At 60.2% G+C, this 17,828-nt stretch carries 19 protein-coding genes; 6 read left to right on the forward strand and 13 right to left on the reverse strand.

The genetic code is table 11. The features are described from left to right. Positions 1 to 9 precede the first annotated feature (9 nt). The 3 genes from lepA to WJU23_RS00270 all read right to left on the reverse strand — a co-directional run bounded on the left by lepA (position 10) and on the right by WJU23_RS00270 (position 4,227). Positions 10 to 1,806: a translation elongation factor 4 gene (lepA, locus tag WJU23_RS00260; RefSeq protein ID WP_346330514.1), complete on the reverse strand. Its 1,797-nt coding sequence runs from the start codon at positions 1,804 to 1,806 to the stop codon at positions 10 to 12. A 73-nt stretch (positions 1,807 to 1,879) separates the two neighbouring features. Next, positions 1,880 to 2,272: a glyoxalase superfamily protein gene (locus WJU23_RS00265; protein WP_346330515.1), complete on the reverse strand. Its 393-nt coding sequence runs from the start codon at positions 2,270 to 2,272 to the stop codon at positions 1,880 to 1,882. 5 nt (positions 2,273 to 2,277) lie between these two features. Beyond that, positions 2,278 to 4,227 (reverse strand): Ig domain-containing protein, encoded by a 1,950-nt coding sequence (locus WJU23_RS00270; protein ID WP_346330516.1) that lies wholly within the window; start codon positions 4,225 to 4,227, stop codon positions 2,278 to 2,280. A 247-nt stretch (positions 4,228 to 4,474) separates the two neighbouring features. On the opposite strand from WJU23_RS00270, the gene WJU23_RS00275 reads away from it, so the two are divergent. Beyond that, a complete protein-coding gene (locus WJU23_RS00275; protein ID WP_346330517.1) occupies positions 4,475 to 5,101 on the forward strand; it encodes a DUF4339 domain-containing protein in 627 nt (208 codons plus the stop codon). On the opposite strand, the gene WJU23_RS00280 is transcribed toward WJU23_RS00275, so the two are convergent. The 5 genes from WJU23_RS00280 to WJU23_RS00300 form a co-directional block, all read right to left on the reverse strand. Continuing rightward, complete coding sequence (locus WJU23_RS00280) at positions 5,098 to 6,261, reverse strand: metallophosphoesterase (protein WP_346330518.1); 1,164 nt, start codon at positions 6,259 to 6,261, stop codon at positions 5,098 to 5,100. The genes WJU23_RS00275 and WJU23_RS00280 overlap by 4 nt on opposite strands. Positions 6,262 to 6,770: 509 nt before the next feature. After that, complete coding sequence (locus WJU23_RS00285; RefSeq protein ID WP_346330519.1) at positions 6,771 to 6,986, reverse strand: hypothetical protein; 216 nt, start codon at positions 6,984 to 6,986, stop codon at positions 6,771 to 6,773. Positions 6,987 to 7,123: 137 nt separating this feature from the next. After that, on the reverse strand, positions 7,124 to 8,083 hold the full coding sequence (locus WJU23_RS00290) for an acetyl-CoA carboxylase carboxyltransferase subunit alpha (RefSeq protein ID WP_346330520.1): 960 nt from the start codon (positions 8,081 to 8,083) through the stop codon (positions 7,124 to 7,126). Positions 8,084 to 8,101: 18 nt separating this feature from the next. Then, positions 8,102 to 9,022 (reverse strand): LysM peptidoglycan-binding domain-containing protein, encoded by a 921-nt coding sequence (locus tag WJU23_RS00295; RefSeq protein WP_346330521.1) that lies wholly within the window; start codon positions 9,020 to 9,022, stop codon positions 8,102 to 8,104. An 18-nt stretch (positions 9,023 to 9,040) separates the two neighbouring features. Next, complete coding sequence (locus tag WJU23_RS00300) at positions 9,041 to 9,574, reverse strand: hypothetical protein (RefSeq protein ID WP_346330522.1); 534 nt, start codon at positions 9,572 to 9,574, stop codon at positions 9,041 to 9,043. Positions 9,575 to 10,039: 465 nt separating this feature from the next. Between WJU23_RS00300 and WJU23_RS00305 the strand changes: the two genes are divergently transcribed. The 3 genes from WJU23_RS00305 (at position 10,040) to WJU23_RS00315 (ending at position 11,742) form a co-directional block, all read left to right on the forward strand. Continuing rightward, complete coding sequence (locus tag WJU23_RS00305; protein WP_346330523.1) at positions 10,040 to 10,327, forward strand: helix-turn-helix domain-containing protein; 288 nt, start codon at positions 10,040 to 10,042, stop codon at positions 10,325 to 10,327. Between the two features lie 96 nt (positions 10,328 to 10,423). Next, complete coding sequence (locus WJU23_RS00310; protein WP_346330524.1) at positions 10,424 to 10,843, forward strand: hypothetical protein; 420 nt, start codon at positions 10,424 to 10,426, stop codon at positions 10,841 to 10,843. Then, entirely contained in the window at positions 10,840 to 11,742 is a 903-nt protein-coding gene (locus tag WJU23_RS00315) for a hypothetical protein (protein ID WP_346330525.1), read from the forward strand. Before WJU23_RS00310 ends, WJU23_RS00315 begins: the two co-directional genes overlap by 4 nt. A 25-nt stretch (positions 11,743 to 11,767) precedes the next feature. Here WJU23_RS00315 and WJU23_RS00320 read toward each other — a convergent pair whose 3' ends face one another. From WJU23_RS00320 to WJU23_RS00340, 5 genes are all read right to left on the reverse strand, one after another. Beyond that, complete coding sequence (locus tag WJU23_RS00320; protein ID WP_346330526.1) at positions 11,768 to 11,980, reverse strand: hypothetical protein; 213 nt, start codon at positions 11,978 to 11,980, stop codon at positions 11,768 to 11,770. Positions 11,981 to 12,221: 241 nt separating this feature from the next. Beyond that, complete coding sequence (locus WJU23_RS00325; RefSeq protein ID WP_346330527.1) at positions 12,222 to 12,785, reverse strand: dihydrofolate reductase family protein; 564 nt, start codon at positions 12,783 to 12,785, stop codon at positions 12,222 to 12,224. Between the two features lie 65 nt (positions 12,786 to 12,850). Beyond that, positions 12,851 to 13,771 (reverse strand): nucleotidyl transferase AbiEii/AbiGii toxin family protein, encoded by a 921-nt coding sequence (locus tag WJU23_RS00330; protein ID WP_346330528.1) that lies wholly within the window; start codon positions 13,769 to 13,771, stop codon positions 12,851 to 12,853. After that, positions 13,768 to 14,370: a type IV toxin-antitoxin system AbiEi family antitoxin domain-containing protein gene (locus tag WJU23_RS00335; protein WP_346330529.1), complete on the reverse strand. Its 603-nt coding sequence runs from the start codon at positions 14,368 to 14,370 to the stop codon at positions 13,768 to 13,770. The genes WJU23_RS00330 and WJU23_RS00335 overlap by 4 nt, the downstream gene beginning before the upstream one ends. A gap of 166 nt (positions 14,371 to 14,536) precedes the next feature. Next, positions 14,537 to 14,986, reverse strand: a complete 450-nt coding sequence (locus WJU23_RS00340; RefSeq protein ID WP_346330530.1) for a hypothetical protein — start codon at positions 14,984 to 14,986, stop codon at positions 14,537 to 14,539. Between the two features lie 174 nt (positions 14,987 to 15,160). On the opposite strand from WJU23_RS00340, the gene WJU23_RS00345 reads away from it, so the two are divergent. Together WJU23_RS00345 and WJU23_RS00350 are read left to right on the forward strand one after the other, a co-directional pair. Beyond that, positions 15,161 to 16,813 (forward strand): sulfatase, encoded by a 1,653-nt coding sequence (locus tag WJU23_RS00345; protein ID WP_346330531.1) that lies wholly within the window; start codon positions 15,161 to 15,163, stop codon positions 16,811 to 16,813. A gap of 45 nt (positions 16,814 to 16,858) precedes the next feature. Then, a complete protein-coding gene (locus WJU23_RS00350; protein ID WP_346330532.1) occupies positions 16,859 to 17,824 on the forward strand; it encodes an alpha/beta hydrolase-fold protein in 966 nt (321 codons plus the stop codon). Positions 17,825 to 17,828 lie beyond the last annotated feature (4 nt).

The following is a 17,828-nucleotide window of genomic DNA, read 5'->3' on the forward strand; positions in this document are numbered from 1 at the left end:
AACAAACTTTTAGTTAGTCTTCAGCACCTCGATGAAGGCTTCCTGCGGAATGTTCACCCGGCCGATGGCCTTCATGCGCTTCTTGCCTTCCTTCTGCTTTTCCAAAAGCTTGCGCTTACGGGAGATGTCACCGCCATAGCACTTGGCGGTCACGTCTTTGCGCAGGGCACTGATGCTTTCACGGGCGATCACCTTGCCGCCGATGGCCGCCTGGATGGCCACCACGAAGAGCTGCTGCGGAATCACCTCTTTCAATTTGGCAGCGAGCTGACGGCCGCGGGATTCGGCCTTGCCCCGGTGCACGATGCAGGAAAAGGCGTCCACCGGCTCACCGGCGATGAGCATGTCCATCTTCACCAGGTCATCGGCCTTATAGCCGGCGTGCTCATAGTCCATGCTGCCGTAACCACGGGTCAGCGACTTCAGCTTGTCATTGAAGTCCACCAGGATCTCATTCAGCGGAATGACCGTGTGGAGCAGCACCCGGCGGTCATCCAGCGTCTCGGTGTTGTTCACCTGGCCGCGCTTGTCCATGACGAGCTGCATGATGTCGCCAATGTACTCATTGGGAATCATGATGAAGACTTTCACGATCGGCTCGCGGATCTCATCAATCTCATTGGCCGGCGGCAGGAAGCTCGGGTTGTCCACCAGGATCTCCGTGCCGTCCGTCTTGCGCAGCTCATAAATAACGGAGGGATACGTCGAAATGACGTCCATGTTGAACTCGCGGCGCAGACGCTCCTGGACGATCTCCATGTGCAGGAGGCCCAGGAAACCGCAACGGAAACCAAAGCCCAGCGCGGCGGAGCTTTCCGCCATGAAGGTGAAGGCGGCGTCATTGATCTGCAGCTTGCCCACGGCCATTTTCAGGGCTTCGAAGTCATCCGTGCTGATGGGATAAATGCCGCTGAAGACCAGCGGATGGATCTCCTTGAAGCCCGGCAGCGGCTCAGGCGCCGGCTTGCGGGATTCGGTGAGGGTATCGCCGATCTTCACATCCGCCGTGGTCTTGACGTTGGCGATGATGTAGCCCACATCACCGGCCTCCAGCTTGTCGCAGGCCACCATCTTCGGGCGGAAGGTGCCGACTTCCTTGATTTCCGAATCGTTGCCGGAGGCCATGAGGCGGACCTTCTGCCCGCGCACGATGCTGCCGGACATGACCCGCACATAACTGATGACGCCGCGGTAAGGATCAAACACCGAGTCAAAGACGGATGCGCGCAGGTAACCGTCGCCAGGTTCTTTGGGCGGCGGGACGAAGGCGACGATGGCCTCCAGGATGTCAATGATGCCGATGCCCATCTTGGCGCTGGCGGAGACGGCCTCATCCGCCGGCAGTTGCAGGATTTCTTCGAGCTGCTTTTTCACCTTGTCCACGTCCGCATTGGGCAGGTCAATCTTGTTGATGACCGGAATGACGTGCAGGTTCTGCTGCATGGCCAGGTTCAGGTTGGCCACGGTCTGCGCTTCCACGCCCTGGCTGGCATCCACCAGCAGCAGTGCGCCTTCACAAGCGGCCAGGGAGCGGCTCACTTCGTAGCTGAAATCCACGTGCCCGGGCGTGTCCAGGAGGTTCAGTTTGTAAACCAGGCCGTCTTTGGCCTTGTAGTTCATGCACACCGGGTGGGCCTTGATGGTGATGCCGCGCTCGCGCTCCAGGTCCATGCTGTCCAGCAACTGGTCCTGCTGCTGACGCTGGGTGATCGTCTGAGTGGCCTCCAGCAGCCGGTCGGACAGCGTGGTCTTCCCATGGTCAATGTGAGCGATGATGGAAAAGTTGCGGGTACGTTCGATGGACATCAGAGGATGGTCGGCTGGGGGACCGACTCTCTAACCCCAAGTAGTGCAAGGGTCAAGGTCTGTGCAGAACTCATCACGCACCGGGTGAGGCGCACTCCTCCGCCTGTACCGTTTCATAAAAGTGGATCTTGCTGCCAAAGGGGTCTGCAATGGCCATCTCCAGGGTGCTCCATGGCGTGGCTTCACAATGCGGATGCGAATGTTTGTATGCCTTTGCCCTCAGCACTTCACAGAACTCACGCACGCCCTGCGTCTCCACCCGGATGGCGCTGCCCGGACAGCAGTCTCCGTGGTGGCCGGTGAGGTGCAGCACGCAGCCGTCACGGGAAACCTGCATGTAAAGCGGCGAACCCGGCCCAAGACGGTTCTCCCAGTCCACGGAGAAACCCAGGAACCCGAGATAAAACTCCCGGGCCCGGTCTTCATCGAAGATCCGCAAAACGGGAATGGGCGGGCTGAGATTCATCTTAGTCAGGGAGGTGGAGGAGACTCATAGATGGTGGACCCGTCCCATGAAATCCAGGAGATGGGCACGCCAGACAATTGGGTGCTGCTGCCGGACCCGAAGCTCAGCGAACCTTCGTTGATCAGCGAAACTCCGTTGTTAAATGAACCCCCGTAGTTAACTGAACCTCCGAAGCTAACGGAACTGCCGCTCGCGATGATCAGGCTGCCGGACGAAGGCAGAGTGGGCAACGTGCCTCCAGAAGAGCTCCCAGGGTTCCCTTGATTCCCCTGATCTCCCCAAACCGGCTGCACAGGCATGGGCTCGGGGAAAGGAAACGGGCCCGTGGTAGGCTGCCCCGGATAATCCGGATCCGGGAAGGGTCCTCCTGGACTCGGTCCGCCCAGGCCTGCTCCCGGACCTCCACCGCCACTGGGAGGCGCTCCACCCCCAATGACAGGCGGTACCTGGGATGCAATGTCCAAGAAATAGGACTTCATCACCCCAGGTTCACCCGTCAGCTCGCCGCTGGGGTCCTGCAGGAGCAGGTGGCCGGATGCCCGGCTGGTGTCCAGAGTCGTGAGAATGGCTCCGGCAAAAACCACCTTGGGAAAGTCCGGGTCATCCATGATATAACTGCCGCTGAAAAGGCCCGTGGCGGCGTTGACTTTGATGTTGAGCTTTTTAACACCATTCATCAGGTCGCTGGCAGGAATAATCTTGTGACCGGACGTCAGAGTCACGGAATGTAACCAGAGATGGGGAATGTCATCATCCAAACTGGCGCGCAGCCGCCCGTTGAACTGCCCCGGCTGCACGTTCAGCAGCAGCTTTCCTCCCGCAGGGCGCCGGTAAAGACGGCCCTCCCCCTGCAGCGCCATTTCAAAGCCTGCTGCATACAGACCGTCGCCACCGCCCGGCTGCGCCCCTTTGAGCCATAGCAGAGAGTAGGAGCTGCCCGGATAAAGGCCATTGTCAGCAAAAGAGCCTTCTGGGGCGACAAATACCTCCAACCCGCCTTGAAAAACCCCGGTGCTTTTTTTCGTCCGGCTTCCTTCCTGCCGCCTTTCATACAGAGGCACATGCATCAACACTTGATGCCTTGAAGATATTTCTCCCGCTAAAAGAGGGCTGCTGGCCGTCACCGCCGTGCCGTCGCCCAGCCTGCCTTTCAAGTTTACACGCCCGCCCGCCGCAAACTTCGCCACCAGAAAACCATCCCCTTTTGGACATTCCTGGCCCGCACGGAATGGTGCGGAAAGCAGGACATTGTAAGTTCCCTTCGCCCTTTGAAGTTCACTGCTCCCCCTTGGCACTGCCGGAAAGGCCGAGACCCAGGTTTCCACATCCGAGCCCTCCTCATTCAGGGTGGCGTAAATGGCCGTATGGCCCTCCAGATAGCTCATCTGCAAAGTCACTCCCTGGGCCACCTCCAGCGCAGCTTCATACACAGCATCACGCTCGCAGAGCATACGCCCCTTCAGCGGATAGGCACGCTTGTCCACGATCACCTTGCCCGTCAGCAGGCCTCCGGTTGTGACCTTCAGATGCACCGCCGCACCCCAGGGCGCCCAGCCATGCTCATGAGGTTCTGACAAACCTTGGAATTCCCCCACCGCCAGTTCGGGAAAAGGCAGCACGGTCAGCGCCACCTTGCGGCTGGCGGAGACTTTTCCCAGCTTCGCGGTCAGCACCACCTTGGCCTCGCCCGCCTTGGCCGGATACCCGGAGATGATACCCGTCTGGGCATCACAGGACAGCCCTTTGGGCAGCCCACGTGCCTTAAAGGTCACGCCCTCCAGCTCCGTCACCAGTTGCATCTGGGCGCTACCCAGCATGCCGACCTGGAAATGACCGGCGCTGAGCGCCTGCTCCTGAAACACAGGATTTTCTGACTGCTGCGCCGCAGCCACCGAGGCAGCCAGGAGGCAAGCCGCCAGAATCCAGGTTTGCAGAGATTGGACTGGAGATATCATTCCTTTCCATCCGCCCTGGTACGCCCTTTGTCACGTAATTAATCCCTGTCAGCCTCTCTTAGACACCCGCCATGCTTCTCTGATGGACCCCAGTCATATCCTCATCAGCCGGGCAGGAACTGCTTGCAGCGGGTCGTGCGTTTCAAAGTCAAGGGAGGGAGCGGTGATCTGGCGCGGTCTTTGGAGACGTTCACGATAAAATCACAAATGTTCTGGCCACACTCCGTCAGCCCGCTAAAAAGCACCCATGCCATCCCCCCGCCTTTACCACATCAACCAGGACGGAGAAATGCTAGGTGAATTCACTGAGGAGCAGGCCCGCCATTATCTGGATGAGGGCAGCCTGCACCCGGATGACCTGGCCTGGTGCACGGGCATGGCCACCTGGCAGCCGCTGCAGATTCTTTTTCTCACGCCGGAGCTGCCGCCGCCGCCGCTCCCCGGCACCTCGCCCTCCATCACCAGTCTGCCGCTCAGTCCGGTCGCCAGCTCCGTCACGCCGCCGCCGCTTCCGCATGAGCGGCCCAGGCGCACGGTCGTCAAATCCAAGGCTCCGCCCCCCCGCGCCATGCCGCCGGAGCTGCCAGGCAAGTCCAACCTGCCGACGCCCATCCGCCCCAATGTGGAAAAGGTGCCTCCGCCTTACCGTCTGGAAGAGGACAAGGAGTTCATTCCCGTCCACATGCGCCCGCGCTACACGCTCTGGGGCCCGCTTTTCACCGTCATCGGTCTGGTCCTGCTGATGGTCCTCCTCATGCTTTTCGGCGCCCACTTCACGGGCCAGCAGGAGCTGCTTTTGAGGCTTTTCCCCGTCCTCGCACCCGAGGTGGACTGGCTCATCCAGAACGTTCCCGGCAATCCTTCCGTTCCTTAGCCGCCTGCCAGCTCCACGGTGCGCCACAGCCGCCGCGTGGTGCCTGCATACATGTCAGCGCTGACACGCGCCCCGTCCACCCGGATGACGGCATACCCAGGCAGGTCCGCATAGGCATAGGACTTCACCTGGCTGCGTTCGCGGTCATACACCGCCCGGCGTTCGGCCTCTGTCTCGGGGGAGAAGCGCGGCTCCAGCTTCACCTGGTCACCGGTGTAGGCCTCCATGCCGGAAAGGAGGTCCTTGGGCTCCGGGTCAGGTCCTTTCATGATGCTGCTGAGGGCAAGCTGCACAAAGCGCCCGCCGCCCGGAGTGGCCCGCTCCATGGCATTAAATTTGTGGATGTGGCCGCCCAGTACAATGGCTTCATTCCGGCCCAGAAGCGCCAGCAGTTTCTCCCGCTGCATCCGCTGGTCTTCTCGCGCATACAGATGCCAGGTGGACCGCGCCCCATAAGGCACCACGGGCGGGTGGATGATGACAAAACAATGCCGCGCCGTGCGCTTCTCAAGCACCGCCTCCAGCCAGGCCAGGCTCTCCTTGTCATAGGCATCAAAGAAGCAAAAAAGCGCACCGCCCTGCTCCACTGTGTAACGGGCGCTTTGGACCGTTTCAGCCTCCGCCTTCAGGCTGCGCACCTGCCGGGTCAGGTAAGGATGAAACACGCTGGCAAAGGCCTCCCGTGAGCCCTCCCCGGTCACATCGTGATTGCCCTTGGTGAATAAAAAAGGTGTGTTTGGCAGCTGCTTGTCGAGAAACTCCACCGCCTCACGGTTTTGCAGTGCCGCCAGCTCCTCGCTCCCGCACAGGCCCTGCACCAGGTCCCCTACTTGCAGTACAAAGGCGGCCCGCTTTGCCGCATCGGCATTGAGTTCGCCCATCGTCTCCCGCAGGGTGGAGAAGAGGGCGGGCGTGACCTCCCGCGTCAGCCTCGAGTAGTTTTCAATCTGGCTCAGATCTCCCTGCTTAAACTCCTTCAGCCACTCCAGGTCATGATGCTCCATGCGGTCAAAGTGCAGGTCACCTAACAAAAGGAATGAAAATGCGTCTTGCCGGGTCTCAGCCGCAGGCATCCGCCCGGCCATGGAACCTGCCAGGCTTGCCAAAGAGGCCTGCTGAAGGAATCGGCGTCGGGTCGTGGGCGTGGGGAGAGAGGTCATGGGTACGCAGAAGTTGCTTTTCTCCTTGAACGCAGGTCTCCGGCGCATCCATCACATTGTGCGCGGATTGGCGGCATATAACCGGTTCCAAAAAGGCCGTCTGAAACTCAGAGCTTTCCGGCGAATTCGGCCATGACTGTTGCACAGGATTTGGCTCCGTGAGCCCGCAGGGCTGCCCCATGAGTAGCCGGAGAGTCAGCGAGTCTTGACGAGCCTGACCTCCGGTTGGGGGAAAGATGCACCCAAGGCAAAGATCAACCCGCCAGGGTTGCCCCATCGGGTCGCGGCCTGTTCAGGCATGGCGTGGCTGATAGGCCTACTCCTTCGGAGTAGCAGGCACCTTGGAACCATCGTGGCCGGTTACCGGAGGTCTGCCTCGCCAAGGCTCGCCTGACCTCCGGCTATTGATGGCCAGCCCTACGGGCTGCGGGAACCAAGCCAGCACAGCGGAATTTCGGACAGCTTTTTGGAAGATGGTATGACTGCTTCATAAGTCACCCATGCCCGGTTCAGCATGCTTTTACCTGGGCACCCAGTTTTAAAATGGAGAGCATCCTTGCCATTTGTTCGAGCCCTTCGGCTTCTTTTTTTTCAGCTGCCGTCAGCTTGCCCTTCCGGCCTTGTTCGTCCAAAAGAAAGTGCAAACGCTGGTCCAATGCTTTCGGAAAGCGCAACTTGGCCAAATTGGCCGGCATGAGTACCGTGAGTTGGACTGTCTGGCTCATGATATCAAAATAGAGCATGGACCCGTTCAAGGCAAAGAACGAAACGGCCGCTCCAGCCTTCATTTACCATCGCCACAAACAAAAGGTCCCATGGGCATTCACCCACGGGGCCTGCTGAGACTCTGCGTCTGTAAAACTCAGTTCTCGGTGAACTTGCCCAGCGCGCGGAACTTCTGGTAACGGCCTTCCAGCAGATCGGCGGTGGACAGTTTTTCCAGGTCGTTGATGGCACTCAGCACGGTGCCCTTCAGCGCTTCAGCGGCGGCGAAGTGGTCATTGTGCGCGCCACCGGCAGGCTCCGGCACGATGCCGTCAATGATGCCCAGTTTGGACAGGTCCTGGGCGCTCAGCTTCAGGGCGGAGGCGGCCTCCGGGGCGTGTTCGCGGTGTTTCCAAAGAATGGCGGCGCAGCCTTCCGGGCTGATGACGCTGTAGTAGGCATTTTCCATCATCAGCACCTTGTCGGCGATGCCGATGCCCAGGGCGCCGCCGGAGCCGCCCTCACCGATGACCACGGCCACGATGGGCGTCTTCAGCAGCATCATTTCCCGCAGGTTAAAGGCGATGGCCTCGGCGATGTTCCGCTCCTCGGCGCCGATGCCTGGAAAGGCGCCGGGTGTGTCAATGAGGGTGACGATGGGCAGGCCAAATTTTTCCGCCATGCGCATCAGGCGCAGGGCCTTGCGGTAGCCCTCCGGATGGGCGCTGCCAAAGTTGCGCAGCAGGTTTTCCTTCGTGTCGCGGCCCTTTTGATGGCCAATGACCACGACCTTCTTGCCGCCCCAGGTGGCAAAGCCGGCGGGCATGGCGTGGTCGTCGCCGATGTGGCGGTCTCCGTGCAGCTCGGTGAAGTCGTCGCAGCAATGCTTCACGTAGTCCAGCATGAAGGGCCGGTTGATATGGCGGGAAATTTGCACGCGCTGCCAGGGATTGAGGTTGGTGTGGATGTCACGCAGAAGGGCCTCCGCCTTGTTCTCCATGTCAATGATTTGGGCTGCCAGCTTGTCACTTGGTTTGGAGGCCATTTTTTTCCTGGCCTCTTCGATCTCTTCGCGGAGTTTGATCACAGGCTTTTCGAATTCCAGAACGTGTTTCATGGGAAAGGGGTCAGTTGTCTATCGGATAATGTACAGCTTGGAGCCGTTGCGGACCAGGGCAAACATTTCTTCGAGGTCTTCGCGGGCCAGGAAGATGCCCGGCTCCGGTCCGTCCTCCAGGTCAGGCACAGCGGGAGCCGCCTGGTTTTCGGCGGCGGGTTCAGCCACGGCCACCGCCTTGGGTTTCGGGGGCGTGCGCAGCACCACGCCGCTCCGGCTCCCGGGCAGCCATTTGTCGGCTTCGGCATAGTGGAGGTCGGTGGTGAGCAGCACCTTGCCATCCTTGACGGCAGATTTGCCCTTGATCTCCATTTCCGCAGGCACCCGCACACCGGCCGGCAGCCGGATCTCCTGCGCCAGGTACTCTTTAAAGAAAAACTCCCTTTCCCCCACCTTCCGCCACAGGGAGACTGTTTTGGCCCCCACCTTCACATGGATGCTGAATTCCAGCGGCAGGATGGCCAGATGGTCGCCTGGCTGCAGCATCGTGCCCATCAGCCCGTTCAGCCGGATCAGCAGGTCCACCGTCGTGCCCTGTTTGCCTGCGATCAGGGCCAGCGAATCTCCAGGCTGCACAATGTAGTCCTTCTTCCCGGCCTTGGATTCCGCCGCATAGAGCTGGTCCATGTTGATCTCGCCGATGATCCGCTTGGCCTCCACGCAGGTGGGAGAGTCCGGAAACTGGTTGATCAGTTTGAACAGGGCGTCACGGCCGTCCTCGATCCGGCCTTCCCGGATCAGCTCCACCGCTGCATCGAAGCGCTTTTCCCCCGGATCCATCCGTGGCACATCGCCTCTTTTGATGGTCGCAATCTCCTCCTGCACGCGCTTGTGCGGGCTCAGCACCTTGTCATAAATGTAATAGGCCGTGGCCATGCTGCCCAGGGTGATACCCAGGACGATGAGGAAGAGCAGGAGCTTGAGCTGGGCCTTGGCCATGGCAGTGCGCAGCGGTGCTCAGCCCAGGAGGCCGCGCCGTTTAAAGTCAAAGAGGTTGATTTTTTGAGACTTCTCAATCATCTCCACCGTGAATTTCAGCAGGCAGATCTCCCACGTGTCATCCACGCCTGCGATGACCGCCCGCATCGGGTTTCCGCTGATGCGGATGTCCTCCAGCAGCTTCCCGCACACGGCCTCCATGGGCTCATGCACCAGGTCCTCGGTCATGTCATCCATCTTGAATTTGAAGCCGTACTTCAGGATGGCCAGGCGGTGCAGGTTTTCCTTCAGGAAATCGCCAAAGGCCTCGCCCTGCGGGCCGAAGCCGTCAAAGTCAAAATCCGCCACCGAGGCGGGGTCCGGGCGCAGGATCAGCGGCTTCTCCGCCGTCAGCTTGCCCTGGCGGATGCGCGTCGTGTTCACGCTGTCCATGAGTTCGGAGACCAGTTGAAACTCAAACTGGGTGGAACCAAAGGTGTCAATCCGCCGGTCCGGCTCATGAAGAACCTGGGTGTTCTCCAGGGCGTATTGGATGTCGTACTCCGTGTGCATTGGGGGTCGGCCAGCATAGAGCACATTGCGTTCAGGGCGAATGATTTCTGAGCCCATCCGATGGAAGGACGGCGTTTTAAGCATGCACGGCCCGCTCCTCTCAGCATTGATAAAATCAGGCCGGAGGGCCCGATGACCGCCAGCATTGCACAAGCATTGCTCAAGCATTTTTGACCAAACCAGCCGCCAAGCCGGGGACCAACGCCACCGCCAACCGGCCCGCCAACATAAGGAGAAAGGCTTGGAAGAGAAAGACCTGAAGGAGAAAGGCATAAAAGAGAAAGACATAACTACCTTTCCCCGCTGCCAAGGCAGCAGGGAGGGGGGAAAGGCAGCACCGGGCAGGTAAGAAAAAAGGAGGGTGGCAACACAACCCGATGGACCGAATCCAGGCCTCGACTTCCCGGACTTTACTGAAAATAACCGTTTGCTTTTTCGTGAGTTGATTCGCCCGGTAAGGGTCGGATGAAATCTCAACCGATACCCAAAACGGGCGCCGAAGCAGCCCGGACCACCGCCGCCGCTGCTGACAGCCGCCAGCCACCGCCACAGGCGGAATGGATGCGGGTGAAGGAGGCCTGCGCCTTCTCCTGCCTTTCCAAACCCAAGCTCTACGAGCTGATGAACCAGGGCCACATCAAATCCGTGGCGCTGCGTGAGCGCGGCCAGAGCAAAGGCACGCGCCTGGTCAGCATCGGCAGCCTCCGGGCTTTTCTGGAAAGCCGCGCCTCCGGCGGAAATGGCCAGGCCTAAACGCAACACCACCCGCCTCCGTTTTGCCCCAGGCCCCGCGCGAGAAGGCTGCGCGTGAAGACCCAAAAGCGGCGGTGGCAGCACCCGAAACCTACCATGCACCTGCTCAAAGAATGCTCACGATGCGGCGTCATCAAGCCGCTGGACCAGTTTTCTCGCGACCGCAGTGCCCGCTACGGAAGACATCACCGCTGCACGGCCTGCGACCGGCAGCGTGCCCGCGAACGCCAGCAGGACGGCTCCAAGGCCAGGTCCGTGATCCGCTGGAGAAACCGCCACCCGCAGGCCGTCGCCGCCCACAACGCCGTGTATCGGGCGGTGCTGCGCGGAGAGCTGCGGCGCCAGCCCTGCCGGGTCTGCGGCTGCACCCGCTCCCATGGCCACCACGAGGACTACGGCAGGCCGCTGGACGTCCTCTGGCTCTGCCAGGCCCACCATGCCGAGCACCACCGCCTGCAGCGCCTGTATGGCCGCGGGCAGTTCCTGTTTGATTTCTGCCAGGAGGGCCGGCCATGAGCGCATCCGACACCTATTTCAAGACACCCCTGTCCATCCTCAGAAGCGGAGGCTCGGCGCTGGAGGCTCTCTGTAACGCCCTTTGTTGCGGAACCGTCAATGCCGGCATCGGCTTCCGGAAACTGAATGGTGAGGAGGCCTTCGCCTGCCTGCTTGAAGAGACCGCCAACGAGGCCAAAGAGCCGGAGAGCCCTCCGGCAGATTTCACGCTCACGGATGCATGCAATGAGGCCATGTCCAGGGAGGACTCCACCGCCCTCTGGCAGGCCGCCCTGGTGGGGGCTGGTATCTGCAACCTCAAAGGAGCCACCCCAGAGTACATAGCGCAGTGCTGGGCCAAGCATGGCCAGGAAACAGGCGTCTTTTTCACGATCAAAGGCCACTGGTTATGGAATGCGCTCCATTCTGAACGGAAGAAAACCGGGTGGAAGGTGGACGCCGGCCGCAAGCCGCTCTCCTGGCGTGAGTTCCGTATCCTGGCCGCCATCCTTTCCGTCCAGACCAATCAGGCCGGTTTTGCCTTCATCGGCTGGGAGACCATCCAAGCCCGGGCCTGCGGCTACCACAGGAAGGACCTTTTGGCAGCCTCGTGGTTTGACCTGCCCCCCCACTGCCAGCCCTTGAGCCGTGCCCAGATCCGCACCGCCTGCCAGAACCTGGAGGCCCTGGGCTTCTTCGCCCGCGTCCGCTATTCCACCGGCCCGCGTGGCGGTTACTTGGCCTACAGCTTCCGCCACCCGCGCCCGGCGCTCATCGAAGCCGTGAAACTCTGGAAGCAGCAAAACAACGCCTTCGCCCTCAAAGCCGCCACCCACCGCGCCGAAGACCTGGCCGCCTTCCGCGCGGCCAAAGGCGCGCCAAGCTCCAGCCAAGGCTGCCCCAAGCATGCGCCAACATAAGGGGCATGGCCTGATGAAGCGGCCGTCAGTCCTGCCGCTCCCGGGCGGCCCGCTCCATCGTTGCATTCATGGTTTTATCGAGGTCGGCATGAAGCTGTTTCTGCTGCTTGGCCAACGGGCTGTCGTATTCCGTCCAGCGGACGGTCCGGTGGATATTATACCACATCAGTAGGGTGCAGAGCCAAGTCAGCCACAGCGGCCACTCGCAGCGGATGGAGACAATGGCATAAACCAACACGGCAAGAAGCACCAGGAACCCGGCACTGTAAAAACCGAGGCCAGGCTCAGCGCGGGCAGTTCAGCGACCCCAAACCACAGGCCTTCCATGGACCCTGTGGCAGTCCACCCTCCCAGCATGGAACCTGTGACCGTGGCCAGCAGGATGAGTCCAATCCGCCCCAACATCGTTCCCAGGGCCTCCCGGAACGGTGCATATGGATAATCTTCAAAACGGATCATGGCGCTCCAGGGGGTACGCCCTAAACCGCCCCCTCTTTCCCCACCTCATACCGCAGCTCCGCCATGCCCGCGCCCATCTGGCGGACGGACATCAGGCGCAGCACCGGGCTCAACACGCGGCGGGGAAAAAGCGGCTTGCCCTGGCCGAGGGTGGCGGAGCCGATCTGCACGATGAGCTCATCCAGCAGGCCAGCATCATAAAACTGCCCGGCCAGATCGCCACCGCCCACGATCCACAGGTTCCGGCCGCACGCCGCCGCACGCATGTCCGCATGGACGGCCCGCACATCTCCCTGGACGAAACGGATGTCCGCACCTTCGATCCGGGGCAGTTCGCGGCTGGTGAAGACCCAGGCCGGCTGGGCATACGGCCAGGCGGCACCCGTCTCTGCAACAACCGCTTCAGCATTGCGCAGCATCCATTCATACGTGGCCGCGCCCATGGCCAGCGCACCCACCTGGGCGATGAATTCCGGGTAGCTGGAATCCTCCAGATCTCCCAGCGGAAACAGCCACTCCAGCGAGTCATCTTCCGTGGCCAGAAATCCGTCCAGAGTGGTGGCCGTGTAATATTGGGTTTTCATTTGGGGTGCGTGCTGTTTCTGAAGGCAGCGGTGATTTGATTTCAAGTGTCCAGATTCGTTCTTCATCAGGACCAGGGCCCACCTGCTTGCCACTGCCGGGCAAAGCTCGCTGCTTTGCTCGCGCCAAGCGCAGGGGGAATGATGAATGCCGCAACGAAGCGAACGACCTCTTCAAGGCTCGGGTGCGGCTTGGTTCTCACTGACTTTTTGCAGAACGCATCCCACATGCCCTGGCGTCTCGGATCGCTCCAAAATTCTTCGCTGAATCCGGCCGGCACACTCTCAGGAAGAGCCTTGGCTCGCCGCTCAAACGTGGCCCGAATGGATTCGCTCACGGCTTGCCCGTCGAAGGCAAAGCCTTTGGCCAGGTGCCACAAATCAAAATAGTCCTTCATGCGCGTGTTCAAGAGGCCCAGCGTTACGGCCGCCTCGAACTTTTCCGCAATGGATGTCTCCATGCGATAGGTGCGGACTTCCGGCGGCGGCATTCCCACCAGGGAAGGAATTGGCAACATGACTGGTTCAACGGCAAAGCCGTCGCCGTACCCCACATCTACCTGAACGTGCAGCCTGGCGCTGCCGAGCACTCCTTGAAACGTAACCCGCACGCCGGCATAGACCTCTTCAGCACGGATCGGTTCTGCTCGAACAGAAGCGGGGTCAAACACCACTCCATCGTCATTGACAGGCTCCACGCAGATCTCGGCAAAAACAGCCGTCAACGCCTCAGGGGAGGAATCTCCAAAACCCAGCAGGTCCACGTCTTTGGTAACGCGGTGCGGGACGTGCTGCCAGGCAGCGAACAGCATCGCTCCTTTGAGTATGAACCGGGTCCGGTATTTGGAAGCCGCCAGCCGGAACAACAGACGCTCAATCGCGTAGCGAGTCAAAAGCACGTTATAGTCCTGGCCCGTTTCTGTCATGACCTTGAGCAGGCGGTCACGCACCGATGCGGCAACATTTTTGAGGGCGTTTTTCTTCTTCATGCAACCAGCATCTCAAAATAGGGCCTCATGATGTTCGTCATCCGGCACACCTTGGCAGCCTGCCATAGCTCTTCTGAGCTTGCCTTCTTTTTTTGCCACGCATCGCGCAGCGCCTCAGCGGCCACTGCGGTGCCGACCTTGTTACGATACTTGAAACAGTCGGCCACCGTCTTGGCTGCACTGGTGATTTTCACCTTCACGCCGCTCATGAGGTGCTCTTCGATGCCATGAAGATAGCTCTCCCCAGAGGCCCAGGTGACATCAAGCTGAGGACTCGTGATCCGTGGTCGCTTCACTCCCTTGGGCAGGAGAACATAGATCACCTCGGGGTTTTCCGTGGTCAGATCGTGAAAACGAAGGGCTGTCAGGAGGCACACCACGGCTTTGGGGCATCTGGCCGCCAGTTGAACCAGGGAATGGTTCTCCGTGATGTCGGCACTTTGGGGCATGTAAAGTCCACGTCCTGTTTTTCGCAGGGCTCCAGCCTCCACAAGCTCTTTGAGCCGGTAGCGCGGAACTCCCACTGCTGCCAGGTCCCGCGCACGGAAAACACCCTGCCTGGCAAGGGCGCGGATCTCTTTGGGCAGTCTGACCGTCATGCTTTAAATATACATTATTACTTCACTTGTTGTCAATGAGAGTAAAAACGTATAGAGGGCGGCTTGGAGGGGAAGGTCTTCTCCTTGCTGCTACTTCGTGTGCAGCCTGCCTTTCCTGCCAGGGCACCCAGTCTATTGAGGGCATCGATTGGGACATCCTCGCTGCCTAGCTTTTAGGCTTCAGGGGAAAGGTGATGGGCGGACTCCAAGCAAAATAAAAGGGTGTCTTTTCGGTCCACTCTGATTCGGCGCCCATCAAAAAACGAAAGCCCAGGCGAATTGTATTTCCGGGTTGATCCGCTTCTTCCAGGGCCAGTAAGATGACTGTCGTGCTTGATCCAGGTTTCAGCTCGAAAAATTCCACATCATTTCCACACCATCCGGGGTCCGCATTCACCCACTTGCCCTCTTTCAGTAACTCGATGGTGAAGAGGAGGTTGGCTGCTGAATAACCAGAATAGCTCACACTCTTTGGGGACCGGTTGGTGATTTCCAGCATCGGATACCCGCGCGAATCGAGATAGGCATGACTGATGGCTGGCAGCTCAGGAGATGCTCCCACCGCTGTGCCGATCAAGACAAGGCAAAGGCAAATCAGTTGGAGTGCGTATGCCATGGCGTTTTAGGGTCTCTTTTGAAGTTATCTTATTCGTTTCTCTGCCACAACTGAATTGTGGGTGGAGATGCCTGTGGGCGGACGGCAAGGGCAGGATGCGCGGAAATCTTGTCAGAAGCCACTTTCTGCATTCTCCCGAAAGCTCCGCGGCTTTAGGCCGTTGAACAGGGTCCGATGATCAGCCGACTTTTCACACTCGCCTTGGGCCTGGGTTTGGCCCTGGCTCCCACGCTCTCCCAGGCGCAGGAGCGTCCAAACATCCTGTTCTTCTTTGCCGATGACTGGGGCCGCTTTGCCAGCCTTTATGCGGAGGTGAACGGCAAGGGCGGAGTCAATGATGTGGTGAAGACGCCAAACTTTGACAAGCTGGCGAAGAAGGGCGTGCTCTTCCGCAATGCTCATGTGAATGCGCCGTCCTGCACACCCTGCCGCAGCTCCTTGCTGTCCGGGCAGTATTTCTGGCGGACGGGGCGCGGTGCCATCCTGCGCGGAGCGGTGTGGGATGAGAAGATTCCGGCGTATCCGCTGCTGCTGAACGATGCGGGTTATCACATTGGCAAGACGTACAAGGTGTGGGGACCGGGCACGCCGTCAGACGCACCGTATGGCGGGCAGAAGTATGCGTTTCAGGCGGCGGGTGGCAAGTTTAACCAATTTTCACAAAACGTGACGAAGATGGTGGAGTCGGGCAAGGAAGTGGAGGCCGCGAAGGAGGAACTGTATGCGGAGGTGCGCGGAAATTTCAGCGACTTCCTGAAGGCCAATGAAGGCGGCAAGCCCTTCTGCTACTGGTTCGGCCCGACGAATGTGCACCGCACCTGGATCCAGGGCAGCGGCAAGAAGCTGTGGGGCATTGACCCGGATTCGCTGAAGGGCAAGATGCCGCCGTATCTGCCGGATGTGCCGGTGGTGCGTCAGGACCTGGCGGATTACTTTGGCGAGGTGCAGGCCTGGGATCACAGCATCGGCGTGCTGGTGGCGGAGCTGGAAAAATCCGGCAAGCTGGACAACACGCTCATCGTCATCAGCGGCGACCACGGCGCACCGGGCTTCCCGCATGGCAAGTGCAACCTGTATGGCTTTGGCACCGGCGTGGCGCTTTCGATCACGGGCCCCGGTGTCAAGGGCGGCCGGGTGGTGGATGACTTTGTCAACTTGACCGACCTGGCCCCGACCTTCCTGGAGGCGGCAGGTCTGCCCGTTCCGGAGGTCATGACCGGCAAGAGCCTGTGGCCCGTGCTGAAATCCGACAAGTCCGGGCAGGTGGATGAGACGCGCACGCAGGTCTTCACCGGGCGCGAGCGGCATGTGGAGATCGCCCGCGCAGACTACAGCCCGTATCCGCAGCGGGCCATCACGACGAAGGACCATCTCTTCATCATCAACTTCCGCCCAGACCGCTGGCCGCTGGGAGATCCGTATGGCCTGGGCACACCGGAGGAACCGTCCGAGGCCGAGATCATCGAGACAACGCGCGCCACGCATCCGGATGAAGATGCCGGTCCGACGAAGGCCTGGCTGGTGAAGGCGCGCACGACGCCTGAGTGGCAGGCGCACTATGAATGGGTGTATGGCAAGCGGCCCAAGTATGAGCTCTATGATCTGCAGAAGGACCCGCACGAAACGAAGAACGTGGCGGAAGATCCGGCCTATGCGGAGGTGAAGGCGGCGCTGGAAAAACGCCTCATGGATGAGCTGGCCCGCACAGGCGACCCGCGCTTGGTCAATGACGGTGCCTACTTTGAAAACCCGCCGCTGTCCGGTCCTACCGATGACGGAGATGCCTCCAAGAAAGGCAAGGGCAAAGGGAAGGGCAAGAAGAAGTAAGCCTGCGCCAAATGCCACCGCCCAGGTTAGATGATATTTAACACTATGAAGCGAATTTTCTCCGCGCTGGTCATGCTGCCGCTCGTGCTCGGCCTGGCCCTGCCGCTGCTGGCGGCCAAGCCTGAAAAGGGCCAGGCCAAAAAGAAAGCGGCAGCCAAGCCTGGCAATGCGGATGACATGTGGGTGGTGAGCCCGGTGCCGGAGCTGCCGGAGGGCGTGACGCATCACACCTTTCACAGTGCGGCGATGAACCGCGACGTGGGCTACTGTATCTATTTGCCGCCCGGTTATGAAAAGGACACGGCGCGGCGCTACCCGGTGATTTATCATCTGCATGGGGCCGGTGGCAATGAAGCGCGGTCGGTGTTTTCGGCCACGGTTTTGCAGGAGGGCATTCTAAAAGGCACGCTGCCGGAAATGATCATGGTGTTTCCCAATGGCGGACGGGCGACGATGTATCAGGATTCCGGCGATGGGCGGTTCATGGCGGAGACGGCCTTCGTGAAGGAACTGATTCCGCATGTGGATGCCACCTACCGCACAGTTGCAGAGCGGAAAGGGCGCTGCATCGAGGGATTCAGCATGGGCGGACGCGGTTCCACCAATCTGGCCATGAAACATCCGCACCTGTTCGCCTCCCTGTTTAACCAGAGCGGCAATGTCTATGCGGTGTCCGATGCGGCGCGGCTGCCCAATGCCTACCTGGGCGATGACATGGAACGCCTGCGGGCCAATGATCCGTACCTGAATCTGAAAAAGAACCTGGAGGACATCCAGGCGAACCTGCGCATCCAGGTGGCCTGCGGCACGGCGGACCCGGATCATCTGGTGACGGTGCGCGAATACCACGCGGCGCTCACAGCCGCCGGGAAGGAGCACAGCTACTTTGAGGTGGAGGGCCTGGACCACAATCAGAAGAAGATGATCGAGGGCCGGAAGGACACCTGGTTTGATTTCCACATCGAATCCCTGAAGCGCGGCGGCGTGGCGCTGCATTATCGCAAGCCTTAAGCTG

The organism is Prosthecobacter sp. SYSU 5D2 (genome assembly GCF_039655865.1).
Classification (GTDB): Bacteria; Verrucomicrobiota; Verrucomicrobiia; order Verrucomicrobiales; family Verrucomicrobiaceae; genus Prosthecobacter.

What these genes read in the sequence shown, in the direction of transcription:
- WJU23_RS00350 (WP_346330532.1), top strand. Translation starts at nt 16,859, where the DNA reads ATGAAGCGAATTTTCTCCGCGCTGGTCATGCTGCCGCTCGTGCTCGGC.
- WJU23_RS00275 (WP_346330517.1), top strand. Translation starts at nt 4,475, where the DNA reads ATGCCATCCCCCCGCCTTTACCACATCAACCAGGACGGAGAAATGCTA.
- WJU23_RS00285 (WP_346330519.1), bottom strand. Translation starts at nt 6,986, where the DNA reads ATGAGCCAGACAGTCCAACTCACGGTACTCATGCCGGCCAATTTGGCC.
- WJU23_RS00325 (WP_346330527.1), bottom strand. Translation starts at nt 12,785, where the DNA reads ATGAAAACCCAATATTACACGGCCACCACTCTGGACGGATTTCTGGCC.
- WJU23_RS00270 (WP_346330516.1), bottom strand. Translation starts at nt 4,227, where the DNA reads ATGATATCTCCAGTCCAATCTCTGCAAACCTGGATTCTGGCGGCTTGC.
- WJU23_RS00290 (WP_346330520.1), bottom strand. Translation starts at nt 8,083, where the DNA reads ATGAAACACGTTCTGGAATTCGAAAAGCCTGTGATCAAACTCCGCGAA.
- WJU23_RS00340 (WP_346330530.1), bottom strand. Translation starts at nt 14,986, where the DNA reads ATGGCATACGCACTCCAACTGATTTGCCTTTGCCTTGTCTTGATCGGC.
- WJU23_RS00330 (WP_346330528.1), bottom strand. Translation starts at nt 13,771, where the DNA reads ATGAAGAAGAAAAACGCCCTCAAAAATGTTGCCGCATCGGTGCGTGAC.
- WJU23_RS00315 (WP_346330525.1), top strand. Translation starts at nt 10,840, where the DNA reads ATGAGCGCATCCGACACCTATTTCAAGACACCCCTGTCCATCCTCAGA.
- WJU23_RS00280 (WP_346330518.1), bottom strand. Translation starts at nt 6,261, where the DNA reads ATGACCTCTCTCCCCACGCCCACGACCCGACGCCGATTCCTTCAGCAG.
- WJU23_RS00345 (WP_346330531.1), top strand. Translation starts at nt 15,161, where the DNA reads ATGATCAGCCGACTTTTCACACTCGCCTTGGGCCTGGGTTTGGCCCTG.
- lepA (WP_346330514.1), bottom strand. Translation starts at nt 1,806, where the DNA reads ATGTCCATCGAACGTACCCGCAACTTTTCCATCATCGCTCACATTGAC.
- WJU23_RS00265 (WP_346330515.1), bottom strand. Translation starts at nt 2,272, where the DNA reads ATGAATCTCAGCCCGCCCATTCCCGTTTTGCGGATCTTCGATGAAGAC.
- WJU23_RS00295 (WP_346330521.1), bottom strand. Translation starts at nt 9,022, where the DNA reads ATGGCCAAGGCCCAGCTCAAGCTCCTGCTCTTCCTCATCGTCCTGGGT.
- WJU23_RS00300 (WP_346330522.1), bottom strand. Translation starts at nt 9,574, where the DNA reads ATGCACACGGAGTACGACATCCAATACGCCCTGGAGAACACCCAGGTT.
- WJU23_RS00335 (WP_346330529.1), bottom strand. Translation starts at nt 14,370, where the DNA reads ATGACGGTCAGACTGCCCAAAGAGATCCGCGCCCTTGCCAGGCAGGGT.
- WJU23_RS00305 (WP_346330523.1), top strand. Translation starts at nt 10,040, where the DNA reads ATGAAATCTCAACCGATACCCAAAACGGGCGCCGAAGCAGCCCGGACC.
- WJU23_RS00310 (WP_346330524.1), top strand. Translation starts at nt 10,424, where the DNA reads ATGCACCTGCTCAAAGAATGCTCACGATGCGGCGTCATCAAGCCGCTG.